The organism is Massilia genomosp. 1, from assembly GCF_011682185.1.
Lineage (GTDB): Bacteria > Pseudomonadota > Gammaproteobacteria > Burkholderiales > Burkholderiaceae_D > Telluria_A > Telluria_A rubra.
The window spans coordinates 52,915-73,174 of sequence record NZ_WHJF01000019.1 but is presented as its reverse complement, the minus strand read 5'-3'; the positions used below and the strand labels follow the sequence as shown (position 1 = coordinate 73,174).

The window sequence follows — 20,260 nt, the reverse complement described above, 5'->3', positions numbered from 1 at the left end:
GAAAGCAGCTTCGTCTATGCTGTCAAGAAACTGTTTCGCCTTACTTTGATTGAATCTGCCTCAACTGTTCAAAAAAACAGACAGCTGCACACGCGGCCACGTTGAGCGACTCGATCTGGCCCATGTGCGGAATGACGACTTGATGCGTTGCCAACGCCAGCAGGTCGTGCGCCACGCCCTGCCCTTCGTGCCCGAGCAGCCAGGCCACCGGGCGCGCCAGGTCCACGTCGTACAGGCGCTGCGTGGCGTAGCCGCTGGTGGCCAGCACCGGAATGGCCGACGCCTTCACCAGGTCGGCCAGGTCGACGTTTTCGTGGATGTCGACCACGAAGTGCGCCCCCATGGCCGCGCGCAGCACCTTGGGCGACCAGCAAAAGGCCGTGCCGCCGCTGCAATAGACCTGGGTGATGCCGGCCGCCGCCGCGCTGCGCAGGATCGAGCCGACGTTGCCCGGGTCTTGCAGGTTATCCAGCAGGACCGCCGAGGCGGTGAGCACCCCGGGCGCGGCCAGCGCCGGGGTGGCGATCAGGAACATCAGGCCGACGCCGTGTTCGACCTGGCTCAAGGCGTTGTACAAGGCGTCCGGCATGGCGGTGACATGCGCGCGCGCTGTTTCGCACTGCATCACGATCTCGGCCACTTCCGGGTTGGCCAGCGCGCCTTCGGAGACCAGGCAGTGCAGCGGCGCGCCGCGCAGCTGCAAATACGACTGGCACAGATGCACGCCGTCGAGCAGGGTCTGGCCGGCCTTGCGCCGCGCCTGCGAGCTGCCGGCGAGGTGTTTCAGGTCTTTATAGAGCGGATTGTCGCGCGAGGTGATGGTTTTCATGCCGCCGCTCCAAAATCGAACGACATGTCCATTCCGACGATGGTGTTGGCCACCGAAACCGGCAAGGTGGCGCGCACCGGCGCGAACGAGCGCCGATGCACCGGCGAAGCGCCATGCTCGCGCAGGCGCGCCAGGTGCAGCGCGGTGCCGTAGCCCTTGTGCTGGTCGAAGCCGTACTGCGGATACAGTGCGTGCAGCGCCACCAGGGCGGCGTCGCGCGCGGTCTTGGCCAGGATCGACGCGGCCGAAATGGCATGTACCTTGTCGTCGCCTTCGATAATCGGATGGCAGCGCACCTGCATCACCGGGCTGCGGTTGCCGTCGATCAGGGCAATGGTCGGCATGGTCGACAGGGCTTCCACCGCGCGCCGCATGGCCAGCATGGTCGCCTGCAAAATGTTGATGCTGTCGATTTCGTCGTGCGAGCATTCGGCGATCGCCCAGGCCAGCGCGTATTGCTTGATCTGCGGCGCCAGCGCTTCGCGCTTCTCGGCGGTGAGCTTCTTGGAGTCGCGCAGGCCCTCGATGGGGCGGTCCGGATGCAAGATCACGGCGGCGGCGAACACCGGGCCGGCCAGCGGGCCGCGCCCTGCTTCGTCCACGCCGCAGACGATATCCTCTGGCGTGAACGGATAGGCGTTCTTTTTCAGCCCCGGATAAAAATTGACTTTTTTGGTTCTCATGATGACTTTTTCGATGCCGCGATAACGCGCATGACGGCGGCCGCGCTTTCCTGCGCGCTGTTGCGCAAGAGGCTGTGGTGCATCTCGGTGAAGCGCTGCACCAGCAGCTTGCGCTTGGCCGCGTTATTAAGTTGTTCCCACATGGCGTCGGCCAGCTTGTGCGGCGTGACGTCATGCTGCAGGATTTCCGGCACCAGGAATTCGCGCGCCAGGATATTCGGCAGCCCGATCCACGGCTGGTAGCCCATGTGGCGCATGATCTCGTACGAGGCGCGCATGACTTTGTACGCAATGACCATCGGCTTCTTGAACAGCGCCACTTCCAGGGCCGCCGTGCCGGACGCCACCAGCACCGCGTCGGCGGCGGCAATGGCGTCGTGCGAGCGGCCCTCTAACAGGTCGATGCGCACCGACTGCAAGCCGGCTTTGGCGATCAATTCGGTGAAATACTGGCGCTGGCGCTCGCCCGCCATCGGCGCGACAAAGCGCAGGTCCGGGTCGCGCGCGGCCAGCAGCTTGACCGCGCCCACAAAGGGCTCGGCCAGGTATTTGAGTTCGCCCATGCGGCTGCCCGGCATGAGCGCGATCACGCGCGCGCCCGGCGGCATGCCGAGCGCCGTGCGCGCCGCCGCCACGTCGGGCTCCATGGGAATGACTTCGGCCAGCGGATGGCCGATGTAGGTACACGGCACGCCGGCCTTGCGATAAATCTCTTCCTCGAACGGGAAGATCACCAGCATGTGCGAAACGGCCTTGATGATCTTCTTGATGCGCCCACCGCGCCAGGCCCAGATCTGCGGACTGACGAAGTGCATGGTCGGTATCCCGGCTTGTCTTAACTGCTGTTCCAGCCCGAGGTTAAAGCCGGGATAGTCGGCGCCGATGAACACGTCCGGGCGCTCGGCCAGCAGGCGGTCGCGCAGCGTGTTCTGGATGCCCTTGATTTCGCGGTAGCGCGGAATGATTTCGAACAGGCCGCGCACGGTCAGGCGGTCCATCTCGATGTCCGACACAAAACCCTGCTCCATCATGCGCGGGCCGCCAATGCCGTGAAAGCGCGCCTCGGGCAGGTGCGGCCGCAGGCCGGCCAGCAGGCGCGCGGCGAGCATGTCGCCGGATACTTCGCCCGCCACCAGCGCGACAGATACCCCGGCCGAAGCAGCGCGGACTGAATCAGCGGACAATGCCACGGGACGCAGTCCCCAGGAAAGCGAGCATGGCGCCGATATCGAGCGCGGCGGCGGGCGACTCGTGCTGCTGGTCGACCAGGGCCCCCTTGGCTTGTTCGAGCGTCATGCCGGAGCGGTAAATGAGCTTGTAGGCCGCGCGCACGCCGTCGATCTGCGGCCGGGTAAAGCCGCGCCGCTTCATGCCTTCGATGTTGACGCCGTGGGCACTGGCCGGATTGCCCGACACCAGCACGAACGGCGGCACGTCTTGCGTGAGGCTGGTGTACATGCCGAGGAAGGCATGCGCGCCGATCTTGCAGAACTGATGCACGCCGACGAAACCCGACAAGATCGCCCAGTCGCCCACTTCCACGTGTCCGGCCAGTTGCGCGTTGTTCGAGAAAATCGTGTTGCTGCCCACCTGGCAGTCGTGCGCCAGGTGGCAGTAGGCCGAGATCCAGTTGTCGTGGCCCAGGCGGGTGACGCCTTCATCCTGGACGGTGCCGGTATTGAAGGTGCAAAATTCGCGCACCGTATTGCGGTCGCCAACGATGAGGCGGGTCGGCTCGCCGTCCCATTTCTTGTCTTGCGGCGGCGCGCCGATCGACGAGAACTGGAAGAACTTGTTGTCCTTGCCGATGGTGGTGTGGCCTTCGATGACCACGTGCGGGCCAACCACCGTGCCGGCGTCGATCGACACATGCGGGCCGATGATCGAAAAGGCGCCGACTTCGACGCTGGAGTCGAGCTGCGCGCGCGCATCGACAATGGCGCTGGGATGGATCGTGGCCATTTAGTTCCCCATCGGCTGGCTCGCGTCGCTCGCGCTGCGGATGGTACACATCAGCTCCGCTTCGAGGGCGATGGCGCCATCGACGCTGCCGACGGCCTTGTATTTCCAGATGCCGCGCGAGCAGCGAATGATCTCGATATCCATGCGCAGCTGGTCGCCAGGGCCGACCGGGCGCTTGAAGCGCGCGTTGTCGATGCCGACAAAGTAGACCACCGAATTGGCGTCCGGTTTGACGCCGATCGACATGAACGACAAGATCGCCGCGGTCTGCGCCATCGCTTCGATCATCAACACGCCCGGCATGACCGGCTTGTGCGGAAAGTGCCCGTTGAAGAATTCTTCGTTGGCGGTGACGTTCTTGATCGCGCTGATCGACTTGTGCGCTTCCCAGTCCAGCACGCGGTCCACCAGCAGCATCGGATAGCGGTGCGGGAGGTATTCCTTGATCTGGCAGATGTCGAGGGTCTTGCCGGGTACGCCTTTGTTGTCGGTAATGGTCATATGTCTTCTATTTTTGTTCTGTGAGTGCCTTGACGGCTTTTTCGAGCGCGCGGATTTTTTCGCGCATCGACGTCAGGTTGCGCAGCAGGACGGCGTTCTTTTCCCAGTCGCTGTTCTTGGCGATCGGGTAAAAGCCCGTGTACTGGCCCGCTTCCTTGATCGAGTTGGCCACCAGGCTGCCGGCGGTGACGTACACCTTGTCGACGATGGTGATGTGGCCCGAGACCATGGCCGCGCCGCCGAAGGTGCAGTATTTGCCGATGGTGGCGCTGCCGGCCACGCCGACGCAGCCGGCCATCGCCGTGTGCGCGCCGATATGGCAGTTATGGCCGATCTGGATCAGGTTATCGAGCTTGACGCCGTCTTCGATGATGGTGTCGGCCATGGCGCCGCGGTCGACCGTGGTGTTGGCGCCGATGTCGACGTCGTCGCCGATCATCACGCGACCGGTCTGCGGAATCTTGATGTACACGCCGCCTTCGTTGGCAAACCCGAAGCCGTCGGTGCCGATCACGGCGCCCGAGTGGATGATGCCGCGCTTGCCGATCTGGCAGCGGGCATGGAAGGTGGCGTTCGCGAACAGGTGCGTGCCTTCGCCGATGACGGCGTCGCGCCCGACGAAGCTGCCGGCGTCGATGACGGCGTTCGCGCCAATGACGGCGCCCGCTTCAATCGTCACCTGCGGGCCGACATGCGCGCTCGGGTCGACCTTGGCGGTCGGATGCACACTGGCGGTCGGGTCGATGCCGGCCGGCGCCACGACCGGATCGAGCGAGGCGAAATACTGGGCGGCGTAGGCGAAGTAGACGTGCGGGTTCTTGACGACGATGCGCGCGCCCTGGTAGCTCGCGCCGACGATCTCGTCGTCGGCGCTTGATACGATCATGGCCGCCGCGCCGCTCTGCGCGGCCTGGGCCCGCAGTTTGCTGTTGCTCAGATAACTGATGTGCGAAACGCCTGCGTCAGCCAATGGCGCGACCCCGGATACCTCGGTATTCGGGTCGCCAATCAGCTGTCCTCCCAAGCGTTCGACCAATTGACCTAGTCGAGTGCCCATCTTTTTAGTCCTGTCTTGAGTTTGTATTGGTGTTATTTGTCGAGCTGTTTCAGGATCTTGTCCGTGATATCGATGCGCGGGCTGGTCCAGGCCGATTCCTGCAGCACGATATCGAGCTTTTCCTGCTCGGCGATCTGTTCGATCAGCTTGTACGCCTTTTGCGCGATGTTGGCGCGCTCTTCGCTCTTACGCTGGATCAGGTCTTCGCGGAACTCGCGCTGGGTGCGCTGCACGTCCTTTTCGAGGTCGAGCAGTTCGCGCGCGCGGCGCGTGCGTTCCAGTTCGGGCAGGGTCGGTGCCTCGGTCTCGAACTTCGCCTCCATCGACTTGAAGCGCGTTACCGTGTCCTGGATCGACTTCTGGCGCTTGGAAAACTCGGCTTCGATCTTGGCGTCGGCGGCCTTGGCCAGCTTGGACTCGGTCATCAGGCGTTCGGTGAAAACGTAGCCAATCCTGCTCGGCGCGGTTTGCGCCTGGGCCAGCGAGCACGCGCACAAAGCCAGCAGGGCAAGATGCTTGGGCCAGGAGGCAGTCACAGTGTTCAACATAGTTCTCCGCAATCTAAAATGGAAACGGTCGCGTTAGCGATCAGAAACCGGTACCCATCTGGAACTGGAAGCGTTCCAGGCGATCGCCAGGTTTCGCGTTCAAAGGCTTAGCATAACTCAACTTGAGCGGGCCGACCGGCGAAATCCAGCTCACGCCCAGGCCTGCCGAATAACGCAGTTCGTTCAGGCGCATTTTCTGGTCTTCGCTGTAGACCTGGCCGGCGTCGGCAAAGCCGAACCAGCGCAGGCTGCGGTCGGTGCCGCTGCCGGGGAAAGGCAGCTGCAGTTCGGCATTGCCGATGATGCGCTTGGCGCCGCCGACCGCGTCGCCGTTGCGGTCGACCACGCCGAGCGAGGAGCTCAGGTAGCCGCGCACCGAACCGATACCGCCGCCGTTGAAGTTCTTGAAAACCGGGTACGGGCTGCCCTTGATGCCCTGGCCGTAATCGAATTCACCGCGCAGCGCCAGGGTGATCTTGTTGGTCAACGGACGGAACCACTCGTGGTTGTAGATCATGCGGTAGTATTTGGTGTCGCCGGCCAGGTCCAGTTCCAGGTTGGCGCGCTGGTAGCGGCCGGCCGATGGCGTGATCGCGCTGTCGCGGCTGTCGCGCTGCCAGGCGGCCGTCAGCGGCAAGGCGTTGGTGGTGGCGCTGCCGATGCCGCTCTCGATGCCGGTAACCTGGCGCACGTAGTCCTGGTAGCGGGTCGGGCTGGTGATATCGGTTTCGATGGTGGTGCGTTCGAGGCCGATACCGAAGTAGACGGTGTCGGTTTCGGAGAACGGCACGCCGTAGCTCACGCGGCCACCGGTCTGCTTGACCTTGTAGGTGCCCTGGTTCAGCGCCGGCGGGTTCAGGGTGCGCAAATACAGTTCGAACTGCTGCGACACGCCGTCTTCGGTGAAGTACGGATTGGTGTGCGACAGCGCGATGGTGCGGCTGTAGTCGCTGGTGTTGAGCTCCATGCCGACCGTGTTGCCGCTGCCGGCAAAGTTGGCCTGCTGGATCGACGCGGTGAAGGTGAACTTTTCCGCCTGCGAGAACGAACCGCCGATCAGGAAGTTACCGGTCGGTTTTTCGACCACGGTCAGGTTCACGTCGACCTGGTCGGAGGTGCCCTGCGCTTCCGGCGTGTCGATGGTCACTTCCTTGAAGTAGCCGAGGCGGTCGACGCGGTCGCGCGACATCTTGATCTTGTTGCCGTCGTACCAGGAGCCTTCGAACTGGCGGAACTCGCGGCGGATGACTTCGTCGCGCGTGGTGGTATTGCCGGCGATGTTCATGCGGCGCACGTAAGCGCGCTTGCCCGGATCGACGAAGAAGGTAAACGCCACCTGGCGCTTTTCGCGGTCGATTTCCGGGTTCGCATTGACGTTGGCGAACGCATAGCCGAAGGTGCCCATGCGGTCCGAAATGAGCTTGTTGCTCAAGGTGAGCAGCTCGCCCGAGTAGGTCTGGCCTTCGCGCAGGCGCACCAGTTCTTTCAGCTCGTCCTCGCGCCCGAACATTTCGCCTTCGAGCTTGATGCCGGAGACGGTGTACTTCTCGCCTTCGGTGATGTTGATCGTCAGGTAGATGTCTTTTTTGTCGGGCGTGATCGACACTTGGGTCGATTCGACGTTCGCTTCCAGGTAGCCGCGGTTCAGGTAGAACGACTTGATCGACTCGATGTCGCCGGTCAGCTTGGTCTTGGAATACTGGTCGGCCTTGGTGTACCAGGTGAACCAGCCGGAGGTGCCCAGTTGCAGCACTTCGCGCAGTTCCTTGTCCGAGAAGGTCTTGTTGCCGACGATGCTGATCTGCTTGATGCGCGCGACCTCGCCTTCGTCGACGTTGAACATGACGGTGACGCGATTGCGTTCGATCGGGGTGACGGTGGTGGTGATCTTCACGCCGTACAGGCCGTGCGACAGGTACTGGCGCTTGAGCTCCTGCTCGGCGCGGTCGACCGAGGCCTTGTCGAAAATCTTGGTCTCGCCGACGCCGATTTCCTTGAGCGCCTTGACCAGCACGTCCTTTTCGAATTCCTTGGTGCCGGTGAAATCGACCGTGGCAATCGCCGGCCGTTCTTCGACCAGCACGACCAGCACGCCCTTTTCTTCTTCCAGGCGCACGTCCTTGAAGAAGCCGGTCGCGTACAGGGCCTTGATGGCGGCGATACTCTTTTCGTCGTTGAACGTTTCACCCACGCGCACCGGGAGGTAGCTGAACACGGTACCGGCTTCGGTACGCTGGATGCCCTCGACCCGGATATCCTTGACCACGAACGGGTTCACTGCGAGGGCTTGTCCGGCGCACAGCGCCAGGACGGCAGCGCCGATTAAGCTGCGACGAAAGAATGGCAAGGCAAAACGTTCAGAATTTAATTTCATTGGGGTTATTCAATGGTCAATCGTTTGGACAACGTATATATGTATTCGCGGGAGGCGTGGGCGCCGCTTGCGTCAGGCGGTTCACGTCATTGAAGAGCGCAAGGCCCATCAGCATCACCAGCAACGCCATGCCGGCATACTGCGCCAGCTCGACTATCCGGCCCGGCAGGGGGCGCCCGGTCAAAACTTCCAGCGAATAATACAGCAAAAGCCCACCGTCCAGAACCGGAATTGGTAACAGATTCATCACCCCGAGACTGACGCTGACGACGGCGATGAAGCTTAAAAATTCAATCGGGCCCAGGCGCGCGGTCTTGCCGGCGTAGTCGGCGATCGTCACCACGCCGGTCAGGTTCGCCAGCGAGACCTGTCCTGTCACCATCTTGCCGATCATCTTCAGGCTCATCACGCTTTGCTGCCAGGTGGTCGCAGCGCCGGCGCCGATGGCCTCGAACGGCCCCAGGGTGACCTTCACCATCTCCGGCGACGACATGATCTGGGCATTGATGCGCGAGATATTAGTAGCTTTACTCAGTTCCGGCGTAACCGCCAGGCTCAAGCTGCGACCGCCGCGCTCGATCACGAATTGCAGGGTGCGCCCGCACGCATTGCCCACCAGTTTCATCAGCACCGAGCCGTCCGCCACCGCTTGACCGTCGATGCTGACCACGCGGTCGCCCGGCTGCATGCCGGCGCGTCCCGCCGGGCCGGCCGGATCGGGAATCTTGCCTATCGTAACCGGGGTCAGGAAGGTGGAAATGCCGAGCTCACCCAGCAGTTCGCCTTCGACATTCTTGCCGGCCAGCGCAGCCGGCGGCAAGGTGGCGCGGTAGCGCGCCCCGCCCTGCTGGGCCACGTCGAAACGCACGCCGTTTTTATCGAGCACCGCCTTCAGGGTTTCCCAGCGCAGTTCGGCGTAGGTGGCGACCGGCGCGCCGTTGACGGCGACGATGCGGTCGCCTCCGCGCAGGCCGGCCTGGTAAGCGGGCGTGTTCGCTTCCATGCTGCGCACGCGGGTGCCGATCTCGTCCATGCCAACCATGTACAGGCCAGCGAACACCGCAATCGCCAGCAGGAAATTGGCGACCGGGCCGGCGGCCACGATGGCGATGCGCTGCCAGACGCTCTTGCGCGTGTATTCGCGCGCCTGGTCGGCCTCGGACAGGGCCCGGGTACCGGGATCGCGGTCGTCGAGCATGCGCACGTAGCCGCCCAGCGGCAGGATCGAGATGACCCACTCGGTCTGGTCGGCGCCGAAGCGGCGCGACCAGATCACTTTGCCGAAGCCGAGCGAAAAACGCAGCACCTTGACGCCGCACAGGCGGGCCACCGTGTAGTGGCCCAGTTCGTGGAAGATGATCAGCGGCCCCAGCGAGCACAGGAACGCCAGGATGGTGGTGAACAAGGTCATCTGGCGAGGCCGGCGACGAGGGCCTGGGCGGCGGCGCGGGCGCGGGCGTCGCAGTCCATCACGGCCTCGATGCTGGTGGCGGCGTGGTGTGCGTTCTCGTGCATGACGCGCGCGATCACGCGGTCGATATCGCGGAAACCGATGCGGCGCTCCAGAAAGGCTTGCACCGCCACTTCGTTGGCGGCGTTGAGCAGGGCCGGCGCGGTGCCGCCCGCGTCGAGCGATTCGAAGGCCAGCGCCAGACAGGGAAAGCGCCCCAGATCGGGCTGGTAAAACTGCAAGGTGCCGATGCTGGCCAGATCGAGCTGGGCCACGCCGGATTCTATGCGCTCAGGAAATGCGAGCGCGTTGGCGATCGGGGTGCGCATGTCGGGGTTGCCCAGTTCGGCGATCACCGAGCCGTCCACGTACGAGACCATCGAATGGATCACGCTTTGCGGGTGGATCAGCACCTCGATCAGCGCGGCCGGCGCGCCGAACAGCCAGTGCGCTTCGATCACTTCCAGGCCCTTGTTCATCATGGTGGCCGAGTCGACCGAGATCTTGCGCCCCATGGACCAGTTCGGATGCTTGCAGGCTTGGTCGGGGGTGACGTGTTCGAGCGTCTCGACCGCGCGGTTCAGGAACGGGCCGCCGGAGGCGGTCAGCACGATCCTGGCCACGCCGGCCGCGCCGGGCTGGCGCGCGTACGCTTGCGGCAGCGACTGGAAAATCGCATTGTGTTCGCTGTCGATCGGCAGCAAGGTGGCGCCGTGCTCCTGCACCGCGTCTATGAACAGCTGGCCCGACATGACCAGGGCTTCCTTGTTGGCGAGAAGAATTTTTTTGCCGGCACGGGCCGCGGCCAGGGTCGGGGCCAGGCCGGCGGCGCCGACGATGGCGGCCATGACCGTGTCGACGTCGGCGCTGGAGGCGATCGCGCACAGCGCCGCTTCGCCGTGGTCGACCTCGACAGCAAGGCCGCGTGTACGCAGCAAGGCGTCCAGGCGCCTTGCCGCGTCGGCGCTGCCGACCACGGCGCGGGACGGGCGAAAGCGCGCGCACTGTTCGGCCAGTTCTTCCACCTTGGCATGCGCACTCAAGGCATACACCTGGTATTTATCAGGATGGCGTGCAAGCACGTCCAGGGTGGACACGCCGATCGAACCGGTCGCGCCTAGAATGGTGATGCGTTGCATAGGCGTTCTTTCAAACTTTTTTCAAACGAGGTTCACAGCATCCCGGTGTAGATCAGGGCGGCCAGCGGCATGACCGGCACCAGCGCATCGATACGGTCGAGCACGCCGCCATGGCCGGGCAGCAGATTGCTGCTGTCCTTGACGCCGGCGCGGCGCTTGAGCTGCGATTCGACCAGGTCGCCCACCACGCTGGCCGCGACCAGCACCACCAGCACCGCCAGCGCCCCACCCCAGCCCAGCCTGGCCTGCAGGTGGACCGGGAAGGTGTCGGCCAGCAGCGGGCCGGCGAACTGGATCAACAGGCTCGACAGGACCAGCACGGCGATGCCGCCGCCGATCGCGCCTTCCCACGATTTGCCTGGGGAAATGGTCGGCGCCAGCTTGCGCTTGCCGAACGCCTTGCCGGAGAAGTAAGCACCGATGTCGGCGATCCAGACCAGCGCCATGACCGACAGCAAATACACGGCAGAATGCTTGAAGAACAGCACGATGGCGGCGAAGCAGGCGACGATGGAAATGGCGTACATGGTCGCCAGCATGGTGTTGCGCCCGCCTTCGGGCGGCGGCAGGCCGGTTTTCAGGGCCGGCACAAAACGGAACAGCCACAGCAGGGTCGACAGGCCGAACCAGAACTTGACCGCGCTGTTGTCCTTGTACAGGAAGGCGTAGGCGAACGCGGCGCTCCAGAACAGGGCGACCAGGAAGGCTTGCTTGCGCGAGGACTTGAACAGCTGAAAGCTTTCAGTGACGGCGGCCGTGAGGAACAGCAGCACCACCGCGGCAAAGGCGGGGTAATACCCGCCAAACAGCACCGCCAGCAGGACGACAAGCAAGACGACAGCGGTGATGATCCGGGTAATTAGCATCAGCTTTTCTTTCCAGCCAGTTGGTCGCCGGTGCGCCCGAAACGGCGCTCCCGGTTTTGATAGGACGCGATGGCCGCGTCCAGGGACTCGATCGAAAAATCGGGCCAGTAGGTATCGGTAAAATACAGCTCGGAATACGCCAGTTGCCACAGCAGGAAGTTGGAAATGCGCTCTTCCCCGCCGGTGCGGATGAACAGGTCCGGCTCGGGCGCGTAAGCCATGACCAGGTGCTCGGCCAGTTGTTCTTCGGCAAAGGTGGTGATGCCGGGATTGGCGGCGACCATCTTGCTGGTGGCTTGCATGATGTCCCAACGGCCGCCGTAATTGGCGCAGATGGTCACCGTCAGGCGCGTGTTGTTGGCCGTGCGGCGCTGGGCCGAGGCAATCATGTCTTGCAGCCTGGAATCGAAGCGCGACAAATCGCCGACGACTTTCAGGCGAATATTGTTTGCGTGCATCTTCGCCACTTCGCGTTCGAGCGCGGTGACGAACAGGCGCATCAGGAGCGAGACTTCTTCTTCGGGGCGACGCCAGTTTTCGGATGAAAAGGCGAACAGGGTGAGGTACTCGATGCCGCGCTCGATGCAGGCTTCGACGCAGCCGCGCACGGCTTCGACGCCCTTGACGTGGCCGGCCACGCGCGGGAGGAAGCGCTTGGTGGCCCAGCGGCCGTTGCCGTCCATGATGATCGCAACGTGACGCGGCACGCGGGCCACTTCGGGTACTGCTGTCGTCGAACTTTTATAGATCATAAATCCAGACTATCTAGAACAAATGCATGGGAAGCGGACGCCGGGTCCGCCTCAGCGTGGGCAGACCCTGCCTTCGCGCTTTCCCCGACTCTACACTGTCAGGACTTCTTTTTCTTTTTCAGCAACCAGTTTATCGACATCGATGACAAACTTGTCGGTCAGTTTCTGGATTTCTTCCGATGCGCGACGCTCGTCATCTTCCGAGCAAGCCTTGTCCTTGACCAGCTTTTTGAGCGATTCGTTGGCATCGCGGCGGATGTTGCGGATCGCGATCTTGGCATCTTCCGCCTCGCCCTTGACCAGCTTGACCATTTCCTTGCGGCGTTCTTCGGTCAGCGGCGGGGTCGGCACGCGGATCATGTCGCCCTGCGACGATGGATTGAGACCGAGGTCGGCGTCGCGGATCGCCTTTTCGACGGTGGTCAGCATCTTCTTTTCCCACGGCTGCACGCCGATGGTGCGGGCGTCGATCAGGGTCACGTTGGCGATCTGGGTCAGCGCGGTGGCCGAACCATAGTAATCGACCATCACGTGATCGAGGATGCCGGTGTGGGCGCGCCCGGTACGGACCTTGGCCAGATCGCTTTTAAGGGTGTCGATCGACTTGTTCATGCGCTCTTGCGCGTTTTTCTTGACGTCAGCGATAGTCATGCTGCTCTCCTGTAGCTCTGAATGATATTAAACGTGTACCAGTGTACCTTCGTCTTCGCCCATGATCACGCGTTTGAGCGCGCCCGGCTTGACGATGGAAAACACCTTGATCGGCAGTTTCTGGTCGCGGCACAGCGCGAACGCGGTCGCATCCATCACCTGCAGGTGCTTGGAAATGGCTTCGTCGAAGGTAATCGACTCGTAGCGGGTGGCGTTCGGGTCCTTTTTCGGGTCGGCGGTGTAGACACCATCGACCTTGGTGGCCTTGAGCACGATTTCGGCGCTGATTTCCGAACCGCGCAGGGCGGCGGCGGTATCGGTGGTGAAGAAGGGGTTGCCGGTGCCGGCGGCGAACACGACAACCTTGCCTTCTTCCAGGTATTGCAGCGCTTTCGGGCGCACGTAGGGCTCGACCACCTGTTCGATGGCGATCGCCGACATGACGCGGGCGACAATGCCGACGTGGCGCATGGCGTCGGCCAGGGCCAGCGCGTTCATCACGGTGGCCAGCATGCCCATGTAATCGGCGGTGGCGCGGTCCATGCCCTGGGCGCCGGGTGCGACGCCGCGGAAGATGTTGCCGCCGCCAATGACGACGGCCAGTTCCACGCCCAGGTTCGCTACTTCCGCGACATCGGCGACCATGCGCTCGATGGTGGCGCGGTTGATGCCGTAAGGATCATCGCCCATCAGTGCTTCGCCAGACAATTTCAGGAGTACGCGTTTGTAGGCTGGTTTCGACATGGGGGTGGGCTCCAAAAAATGACGGTTTGTATTCGGTCTTGCCGTGCGCACACTTTCATGTGCGCAGATTAAAAAAACGGGCCTTCCGGCCCGCTTTCACACTTACTGCTTGTTAGCAGCCATTTGCGCCGCAACCTCTGCAGCGAAATCGTCTTGCTTTTTCTCGATGCCTTCACCAACAACATACATCGTGAATGCTTTCACGCTGGTGCTTTTTTCTTTCAGCATCTGTTCGATCGACTGCTTGTCGTTCTTGACGAACGACTGGTTCAGCAGCGAGACTTCTTTCAGATACTTCTGGATCGAGCCTTCCAGGCGCTTGGCCAGGATCTCAGCCGATTGTACCGGCTTGCCTGCGGCAACGGCGACATCTGCATCTTCCTGAGCTTTCAGAGCAGCAACCGAGCGCTCTTTTTCGATCAGTTCGGCAGGAACCTGCTCCGACGACAGCGATACCGGCTTCATGGCGGCGATGTGCATGGCCACGTCCTTACCAACTTGCTCGTCGGCGCCGTCGAAGTCGACTACGACACCGATACGGGTGCCGTGCAGGTACGACGCCAGCTTGCTGGTGGTGTCGAAACGCTGGAAGCGGCGGATCGTCATGTTTTCGCCGATCTTGCCGATCAGGGCGATACGCACTTCGTCCAGGGTCTTGCCATCGAGTGGCAGGGCCAGCAGGGCGGCGACGTCGGCCGGATTGTTTTCGGCAACCAGGCGCGCGGCGTTGTTGGCCAGGGCCAGGAAGTCGTCGTTCTTGGCGACGAAGTCGGTTTCGCTGTTGACTTCAACCAGGGCGCCGATATTGCCAGCGATGAAGGTTGCTACAACGCCTTCAGCGGTGATGCGGGTCGCATTGCTGGTCGCTTTGGTGCCCAGTTTGACGCGCAGGATTTCTTCCGCACGCGCCATGTCGCCATCGGCTTCGGTCAGTGCTTTTTTGCATTGCATCATCGGTGCGTCGGTTTTCGCGCGCAGTTCGCCTACCATCGCTGCTGTAATCGCTGCCATGTGTTTCTCCTAAATTTGTGACATATTCTGTTTAAAAAAAAGGGGGAGCTGCTGCTACCCCTTTTGTTTTCCGCGGCGCCAGAGGGGCGCCTGAAGCAATTACGCCTGCTCGGAGACTTCGACGAATTCGTCGCCAGCCGATTTAACCAGTTCAACGATTTCGTTGGAGGCGTTTGCACGGCCTTCCAGGATCGCATCGGCAACGCCGCGGGCGTACAGCATGATCGCTTTGGACGAATCGTCGTTGCCTGGAATGACGTGGGTCACGCCTTCTGGCGAGTGGTTGGTATCGACGATGCCGATAACAGGGATGCCCAGCTTGCCGGCTTCGGTGATCGCGCCTTTATGGTAACCGACGTCGACGACGAAGATTGCGTCAGGAACGCCGCCCATGTCCTTGATACCGCCGATGGCCTTTTGCAGCTTGGTCATTTCGCGCTGGAACATCAGGCCTTCTTTTTTCGACAGCTTCTCAACCGAACCGTCTTCAACTTGCGCTTCCATGTCTTTCAGGCGCTTGATCGAGGTCTTGATGGTTTTGAAGTTGGTCAGCATGCCGCCCAACCAGCGCTGGTCGACGAAAGGAACGCCGGCGCGTGCAGCTTCAGCGGCGATGATTTCGCGCGCTTGACGCTTGGTGCCGACCATCAGGATGGTGCCGCGGTTGGACGCGACCTGCTTGATGGTTTTCATGGCTTCCTGATACATACCCATCGTCTTTTCCAAGTTGATGATATGAATCTTGTTGCGGTGGCCGAAAATGAACGGCGCCATTTTTGGGTTCCAAAAACGGGTTTGGTGACCGAAGTGGACACCGGCTTCCAGCATTTCACGCATTGTTACGGACATGTAATTCTCCAGGGTTGGGTCTGGAATCCGGTCAGTCACCATACAGGCACCCTTTGCGACCGGATTCGCGATTTTAACAAGATTTGTGGCATTTCTTAAACAACATTGCTCGAAAGCGAATTCAAGCAACCCGAGATTCTAACCGGAATGCGGGATTTTTTCAAGTACCGCGCAGTTCGATCCACCACTGCCTCGCTCCTGGCTTCAACGACGCCAGCAGCCGGCGCACGACGACGCTTGCGGAAACGACGTACAGCTTATCCCTTATAATGGTCGGCATATTTGCACGGGTCTTCGCCATATCCTCCCGCTGTTACTCAATCTTACTGTTATTGCTGATTGCCAACTTATGTCCAACATCTCGATCAAAACCCCCGCCGACATCGAAGGCATGCGCATCGCCGGCCGTCTTGGCTCCGAAGTGCTCGACTACATCACGCCCTTCGTCAAGGTCGGCGTCACCACCGGCGAGCTGGACCGTCTTTGCCATGAATACATGGTGATGGTACAGGGCACCATTCCGGCCCCGCTGAACTATTGCCCGCCGGGCTACACGCCCTACCCGAAAGCCATCTGCACCTCCGTCAACGACGTGATCTGCCACGGCATCCCGGGCGACAAGGCGCTCAAGGACGGCGACATGGTCAACCTCGACATCACCGTCATCAAGGATGGTTACCACGGCGACAACAGCCGCATGTTCCTGGTCGGCAAACCGTCGATCCTGGCCAAGCGCCTCAACGAAGTCACCTACGAATGCATGTGGCTCGGCATTGCGCAGGTCAAGCCGGGCGCGCACCTGGGCGACATCGGCCACGTGATCCAGCAACACGCCGAAAAGAACGGCTACAGCGTGGTGCGCGAATTCTGCGGCCACGGCATCGGCAAGGTCTTCCACGAAGAGCCGCAAGTGCTGCACTACGGCCGTCCGGGCACCCTGGAGCGCCTGGAAGCGGGCATGATCTTCACCATCGAGCCGATGATCAACGCCGGCCGTCGCGACATCAAGGAAATGGGCGATGGCTGGACCATCAAGACCAAGGACAAGAAACCGTCCGCCCAATGGGAACACACGATCCTGGTGACCGAGACCGGCTACGAAGTGCTGACCGTCTCGGCCGGCTCGCCGCCGCCGCCGGCCTTCATCACCCAGGCCGCCGCCGCTGCGGCCCCGGTGGCGTAAAGCACCCACCGCCATGCCCGCCGCCGCGCTCAAGAAGCAGTCCCGCGACCTCCTCAAGCAAAGGCTCAAGGCCGAGCGGGTGCTGCTGATCGCCGCCTTCCGCGCCGACGGCAAGCCCGAAAAGCTGCTGCGCGGCCTGCGCCACAGCGTCGACGAGGTGCTCAGCGAAGCGTGGCAAACGATCGGCCTGCCCGCCGCCACCGCGCTGGTGGGCGTGGGCGGCTACGGGCGCGGCGAACTGTTTCCGTTTTCCGATGTCGACCTGCTGATCCTGCTGTCGGAAGCGGCCGACGCCATCACCCAGGCCAGGCTGGAAGAACTGGTGCAGATGCTGTGGGACCTGGGCCTGGAAATCGGCTCGAGCATCCGCACCATCGACGAGTGCATGAGCGAATCGAAGGCCGACATCACCGTGCAAACGAGCCTGCTCGAAGCGCGCCTGGTGTGCGGCGATGCGCTCCTGTTCGAGCAGTTGCAGGAGCGCTACCTTGAAGCGCTCGACCCGCAAGCGTTTTTCCACGCCAAGTCGGCCGAAATGCGCCTGCGCCACGCCAAGTACGAAGACACGGCCTTCAGCCTGGAGCCGAACGTCAAGGAAAGCCCTGGCGGCCTGCGCGACCTGCAAGTGATCCTGTGGGTGGCCAAGGCGGCCGGGCTGGCCAACTCGTGGAGCCAGTTGGCCACGCGCGGCCTGATCACGCAGACCGAAGCGCGCCAGCTGATGGAAAAGGAACGCGCGTTCAAGGATATCCGCGTGCGCCTGCACCTGCACGCCAACCGGCGCGAAGACCGCCTGGTGTTCGACGTGCAGACGCCGATCGCCGAAAGCTTCGGCCTGAAAACCACCGGCGAAGGCATCAACGCGCGCCGCGCCAGCGAATACCTGATGCAGCGCTACTACTGGGCGGCCAAGACGGTCACCCAGCTCAACACCATCATGCTGCAGAATATCGAAGCGCAGCTGTTCCCCGAGGCCAACGAGGCCGAGGCGATCAACGAGCGCTTCAACGATGTCAACGGCCTGATCGACATCGCCCACGACGACACCTTCACCCGGCAGCCCTCGACGGTGCTGGAAGTGTTCGTGCTGATGACCGGGCACCCGCACCTCAAGGGCATGACGGCGCGCACCATGCGCGCGCTGTGGCACGCGCGTTTCGAGATCGACGCCAAGTTCCGCGAAGACCCCGTCAACCGCGCCCTCTTCCTGCGCATTCTGCAAGCGCCGGTGGGCCTGGTGCATGCGCTGCGGCGCATGAACGACACCAGCATCCTGGGGCGCTACCTGCCGAACTTTCGCCGCATCGTGGGCCAGATGCAGCACGACCTGTTTCATGTGTACACGGTCGACCAGCATATCCTGATGGTGGTGCGTAACATGCGCCGCTTCACCATGACCGAGCACGCGCACGAGTACCCCTTCTGCAGCCAGCTGATCGCCAACTTCCGCAAGTCCTGGCTGCTGTATGTGGCGGCCTTGTTCCACGACATCGCCAAAGGCCGCGGCGGCGACCATTCCAAGCTCGGCACGGTCGACGCCGCCCAGTTCTGCGAAGAACACGCGATCGGCTCGGAAGACACCGAACTGGTGGTGTTCCTGGTCGAAAATCACCTGACCATGTCGCAGGTCGCGCAAAAGCAGGACCTGTCGGACCCGGACGTGGTCGAAGCCTTCGCCAACGTGGTCAAGGACGAGCGCCACCTGACCGCGCTGTACCTGCTGACCGTGGCCGACATTCGCGGCACCAGCCCCAAGGTGTGGAATGCGTGGAAGGCCAAGCTGCTCGAAGACCTGTACCGCATCACCTTGCGCGTGCTGGGGGGCGAGCCGCACTCGGCCGACCGCGAACTGAAGAACCGCCAGGAAGAAGCGATGGCCACCCTGCGCCTGTACGGCTTGCCCGACATCGCCCACGTCGACTTCTGGAAGCAACTCGACGTCGCCTATTTTTTGCGCCACGACGCCTCCGACATCGCCTGGCAGACGCGCTGCCTGTGGGACAAGTTCAACAGCGGCAAGCCGGTCGTCAAATGCCGCCTGGCGCCGATCGGCGAAGGCTTGCAGGTGGCGGTCTATGTCAAGGACCAGCCCGACCTGTTCGCGCGCATTTGCAGCTATTTCGACCGCAAGAATTTCAGCATTCTCGACGCCAAGATCCACACCACAAGGCACGGCTATGCGCTCGACACCTTCATGGTGACCGAGCAAAGCTTCGCCAAGAGCTACCGCGACATCATCAACCTGATCGAGCACGAAATCTGCGAACTGCTGAGCTCGCAGGCGCCCTTGCCGGCGCCCACGCGCGGACGGCTGTCGCGCCTGTCGCGCACCTTCCCGATCACGCCGACGGTCGATTTGCGGCCCGACGATCGCGGCCAGTATTACCTGCTCTCGATCGCGGCCAACGACCGCACCGGGCTCCTGTACGCGATCGCCAACGTGCTCACGCGCTACCGCATCAACCTGCACACGGCCAAGATCATGACGCTGGGCGAGCGGGTCGAAGACGTGTTCCTGGTCGATGGCGCCGTGCTCAACAACGCGCGCAACCAGATCCAGCTCGAAACCGACCTGCTCGACGTGCTGCGCGTGTAGCGTTGCAGGACTCCCTTTCCAGAAACCCTTTTACGTAACCTTAGCAAAGCAAGCCATGACTGAATTAGTACGCCTCTCCAAACGCATGTCCGAACTCGGGCTCTCTTCGCGCCGCGAAGCCGATGAATGGATCGCACGCGGCTGGGTGCGGGTCGATGGCCAGGTCATCTCCGAACTGGGCAGCAAAGTGCTGCCGCACCAGAAAATCACGGTCGAGCGCCAGGCCGCAGCCGAGCAATCGAAGCGCGTCACCGTGCTGATCAACAAGCCGATGGGCTATGTCAGCGGCCAGGCCGAGGACGGCTACACGCCGGCGATCGCGCTGATCAAGGCCGAGAACCGCTGGGCCGACGACCCGTCGCCGGAAACCTTCCACCCCACCCAGCTGCGCTCGCTGGTGCCGGCCGGGCGGCTCGACATCGACTCGGTCGGCCTGTTGATCCTGACCCAGGACGGGAGGGTGGCCAAGACCCTGATCGGGCAGGATACCGCCATCGAAAAGGAATACCTGGTGCGCGTACAGTACACCAAGGAAGGCAAGCTGCCCGAATCGGACCTGAAGAAACTGTGCTTCGGACTCTGGATGGACGGCAAGCCCTTGCTGGCGGCCAAGGTGCGCTGGCAAAACGACGACCAGCTCAGCTTCACCTTAAAAGAAGGCAAGAAGCGCCAGATCCGCCGCATGTGCGACATGGTGGGCTTGAAAGTGATCGGCCTCAAGCGCGTACGCATCGGCAAGGTCAAGCTCGGCGATTTGCCAGTCGGGCAATGGCGTTACCTGCGGCCTGACGAGCAGTTCTGAGCGCGCCGGCTGCGATCACTTTTTTGCGCGCTCCGATGTCCGCTTCGGGATTGGACGGGCCTTGAACTGACGACCATACTCTGCTGGCGAGCCGTGGCACACCATGGCCGTACCGTCGCCCGCAGGCGGCGGTCCACAACGGAGACTGCCGATGTTCAAACACCCCGTCATCCCGGCCGGCTTGCCGCCTGCCTCGCCGCCCTGGTCCTGCCCGCCCTGGCGGGCGCCGCCTCGACCACCTTCTTGACATCAACCCGGTCGGC

19 protein-coding genes are annotated in these 20,260 nt (G+C 62.5%); 3 read left to right on the top strand and 16 right to left on the bottom strand.

The genetic code is table 11. The annotated features are described in order from the left end of the window. Positions 1–40: 40 nt before the first annotated feature. From F1735_RS09740 to rpsB, 16 genes are all read right to left on the bottom strand, one after another. Positions 41–829 carry a TrmH family RNA methyltransferase gene (locus F1735_RS09740; protein WP_167236747.1) on the bottom strand — a complete coding sequence of 263 codons (789 nt, stop codon included), beginning with the start codon at positions 827–829 and terminating at the stop codon, positions 41–43. Continuing rightward, positions 826–1,512 carry a ribonuclease HII gene (rnhB, locus tag F1735_RS09735; protein ID WP_167236746.1) on the bottom strand — a complete coding sequence of 229 codons (687 nt, stop codon included), beginning with the start codon at positions 1,510–1,512 and terminating at the stop codon, positions 826–828. Before rnhB ends, F1735_RS09740 begins: the two co-directional genes overlap by 4 nt. After that, complete coding sequence (gene lpxB / locus F1735_RS09730) at positions 1,509–2,702, bottom strand: lipid-A-disaccharide synthase (RefSeq protein WP_167236745.1); 1,194 nt, start codon at positions 2,700–2,702, stop codon at positions 1,509–1,511. Before lpxB ends, rnhB begins: the two co-directional genes overlap by 4 nt. Beyond that, the gene (lpxA, locus tag F1735_RS09725; RefSeq protein ID WP_167236744.1) at positions 2,686–3,474 is read right to left on the bottom strand and encodes an acyl-ACP--UDP-N-acetylglucosamine O-acyltransferase; all 789 of its coding nucleotides are present in this window, start codon (positions 3,472–3,474) and stop codon (positions 2,686–2,688) included. Before lpxA ends, lpxB begins: the two co-directional genes overlap by 17 nt. Then, positions 3,475–3,975, bottom strand: coding sequence for a 3-hydroxyacyl-ACP dehydratase FabZ (fabZ, locus tag F1735_RS09720; protein ID WP_054262906.1), 501 nt, complete (start codon positions 3,973–3,975; stop codon positions 3,475–3,477). Positions 3,976–3,982: 7 nt separating this feature from the next. Further along, positions 3,983–5,032 carry a UDP-3-O-(3-hydroxymyristoyl)glucosamine N-acyltransferase gene (gene lpxD, locus F1735_RS09715; protein ID WP_167236743.1) on the bottom strand — a complete coding sequence of 350 codons (1,050 nt, stop codon included), beginning with the start codon at positions 5,030–5,032 and terminating at the stop codon, positions 3,983–3,985. A gap of 32 nt (positions 5,033–5,064) precedes the next feature. Next, on the bottom strand, positions 5,065–5,580 hold the full coding sequence (locus F1735_RS09710) for an OmpH family outer membrane protein (RefSeq protein WP_166891167.1): 516 nt from the start codon (positions 5,578–5,580) through the stop codon (positions 5,065–5,067). 40 nt (positions 5,581–5,620) lie between these two features. Next, entirely contained in the window at positions 5,621–7,954 is a 2,334-nt protein-coding gene (bamA, locus tag F1735_RS09705; protein WP_167236742.1) for an outer membrane protein assembly factor BamA, read from the bottom strand. Positions 7,955–7,970: 16 nt separating this feature from the next. Beyond that, positions 7,971–9,365: an RIP metalloprotease RseP gene (gene rseP, locus F1735_RS09700; RefSeq protein ID WP_167236741.1), complete on the bottom strand. Its 1,395-nt coding sequence runs from the start codon at positions 9,363–9,365 to the stop codon at positions 7,971–7,973. Next, on the bottom strand, positions 9,362–10,543 hold the full coding sequence (gene ispC / locus F1735_RS09695) for a 1-deoxy-D-xylulose-5-phosphate reductoisomerase (RefSeq protein WP_167236740.1): 1,182 nt from the start codon (positions 10,541–10,543) through the stop codon (positions 9,362–9,364). Before ispC ends, rseP begins: the two co-directional genes overlap by 4 nt. 32 nt (positions 10,544–10,575) lie before the next feature. Continuing rightward, positions 10,576–11,409 (bottom strand): phosphatidate cytidylyltransferase, encoded by an 834-nt coding sequence (locus tag F1735_RS09690; RefSeq protein WP_167236739.1) that lies wholly within the window; start codon positions 11,407–11,409, stop codon positions 10,576–10,578. Next, entirely contained in the window at positions 11,409–12,161 is a 753-nt protein-coding gene (uppS, locus tag F1735_RS09685; RefSeq protein ID WP_167236738.1) for a polyprenyl diphosphate synthase, read from the bottom strand. The genes F1735_RS09690 and uppS overlap by 1 nt, the downstream gene beginning before the upstream one ends. A 90-nt stretch (positions 12,162–12,251) precedes the next feature. Further along, positions 12,252–12,812, bottom strand: a complete 561-nt coding sequence (frr, locus tag F1735_RS09680) for a ribosome recycling factor (protein WP_166879124.1) — start codon at positions 12,810–12,812, stop codon at positions 12,252–12,254. Positions 12,813–12,839: 27 nt separating this feature from the next. After that, positions 12,840–13,556: a UMP kinase gene (gene pyrH, locus F1735_RS09675; RefSeq protein ID WP_054262915.1), complete on the bottom strand. Its 717-nt coding sequence runs from the start codon at positions 13,554–13,556 to the stop codon at positions 12,840–12,842. Positions 13,557–13,658: 102 nt separating this feature from the next. Then, the gene (gene tsf / locus F1735_RS09670) at positions 13,659–14,567 is read right to left on the bottom strand and encodes a translation elongation factor Ts (RefSeq protein WP_167236737.1); all 909 of its coding nucleotides are present in this window, start codon (positions 14,565–14,567) and stop codon (positions 13,659–13,661) included. Positions 14,568–14,666: 99 nt separating this feature from the next. Next, complete coding sequence (gene rpsB / locus F1735_RS09665) at positions 14,667–15,416, bottom strand: 30S ribosomal protein S2 (protein ID WP_054262917.1); 750 nt, start codon at positions 15,414–15,416, stop codon at positions 14,667–14,669. A 349-nt stretch (positions 15,417–15,765) separates the two neighbouring features. On the opposite strand from rpsB, the gene map reads away from it, so the two are divergent. Genes map through F1735_RS09650 form a run of 3 tightly spaced genes read left to right on the top strand, consistent with a single transcriptional unit; the run spans position 15,766 to position 19,997 of the window. After that, the gene (map, locus tag F1735_RS09660) at positions 15,766–16,599 is read left to right on the top strand and encodes a type I methionyl aminopeptidase (RefSeq protein WP_167236736.1); all 834 of its coding nucleotides are present in this window, start codon (positions 15,766–15,768) and stop codon (positions 16,597–16,599) included. Positions 16,600–16,612: 13 nt separating this feature from the next. Then, on the top strand, positions 16,613–19,195 hold the full coding sequence (locus F1735_RS09655; protein WP_167236735.1) for a [protein-PII] uridylyltransferase: 2,583 nt from the start codon (positions 16,613–16,615) through the stop codon (positions 19,193–19,195). Between the two features lie 55 nt (positions 19,196–19,250). Further along, a complete protein-coding gene (locus F1735_RS09650) occupies positions 19,251–19,997 on the top strand; it encodes a pseudouridine synthase (RefSeq protein ID WP_167236734.1) in 747 nt (248 codons plus the stop codon). Positions 19,998–20,260 lie beyond the last annotated feature (263 nt).

Excerpts from the sequence above, each read along its gene's own strand:
- F1735_RS09740 (WP_167236747.1), bottom strand. The coding sequence starts at position 829 with ATGAAAACCATCACCTCGCGCGACAATCCGCTCTATAAAGACCTGAAA.
- F1735_RS09655 (WP_167236735.1), top strand. The coding sequence starts at position 16,613 with ATGCCCGCCGCCGCGCTCAAGAAGCAGTCCCGCGACCTCCTCAAGCAA.
- rpsB (WP_054262917.1), bottom strand. The coding sequence starts at position 15,416 with ATGTCCGTAACAATGCGTGAAATGCTGGAAGCCGGTGTCCACTTCGGT.
- tsf (WP_167236737.1), bottom strand. The coding sequence starts at position 14,567 with ATGGCAGCGATTACAGCAGCGATGGTAGGCGAACTGCGCGCGAAAACC.
- rnhB (WP_167236746.1), bottom strand. The coding sequence starts at position 1,512 with ATGAGAACCAAAAAAGTCAATTTTTATCCGGGGCTGAAAAAGAACGCC.
- F1735_RS09690 (WP_167236739.1), bottom strand. The coding sequence starts at position 11,409 with ATGCTAATTACCCGGATCATCACCGCTGTCGTCTTGCTTGTCGTCCTG.
- rseP (WP_167236741.1), bottom strand. The coding sequence starts at position 9,365 with ATGACCTTGTTCACCACCATCCTGGCGTTCCTGTGCTCGCTGGGGCCG.
- lpxA (WP_167236744.1), bottom strand. The coding sequence starts at position 3,474 with ATGGCCACGATCCATCCCAGCGCCATTGTCGATGCGCGCGCGCAGCTC.
- bamA (WP_167236742.1), bottom strand. The coding sequence starts at position 7,954 with ATGAAATTAAATTCTGAACGTTTTGCCTTGCCATTCTTTCGTCGCAGC.
- fabZ (WP_054262906.1), bottom strand. The coding sequence starts at position 3,975 with ATGACCATTACCGACAACAAAGGCGTACCCGGCAAGACCCTCGACATC.
- lpxD (WP_167236743.1), bottom strand. The coding sequence starts at position 5,032 with ATGGGCACTCGACTAGGTCAATTGGTCGAACGCTTGGGAGGACAGCTG.
- F1735_RS09710 (WP_166891167.1), bottom strand. The coding sequence starts at position 5,580 with ATGTTGAACACTGTGACTGCCTCCTGGCCCAAGCATCTTGCCCTGCTG.
- map (WP_167236736.1), top strand. The coding sequence starts at position 15,766 with ATGTCCAACATCTCGATCAAAACCCCCGCCGACATCGAAGGCATGCGC.
- pyrH (WP_054262915.1), bottom strand. The coding sequence starts at position 13,556 with ATGTCGAAACCAGCCTACAAACGCGTACTCCTGAAATTGTCTGGCGAA.
- uppS (WP_167236738.1), bottom strand. The coding sequence starts at position 12,161 with ATGATCTATAAAAGTTCGACGACAGCAGTACCCGAAGTGGCCCGCGTG.
- F1735_RS09650 (WP_167236734.1), top strand. The coding sequence starts at position 19,251 with ATGACTGAATTAGTACGCCTCTCCAAACGCATGTCCGAACTCGGGCTC.
- ispC (WP_167236740.1), bottom strand. The coding sequence starts at position 10,543 with ATGCAACGCATCACCATTCTAGGCGCGACCGGTTCGATCGGCGTGTCC.
- frr (WP_166879124.1), bottom strand. The coding sequence starts at position 12,812 with ATGACTATCGCTGACGTCAAGAAAAACGCGCAAGAGCGCATGAACAAG.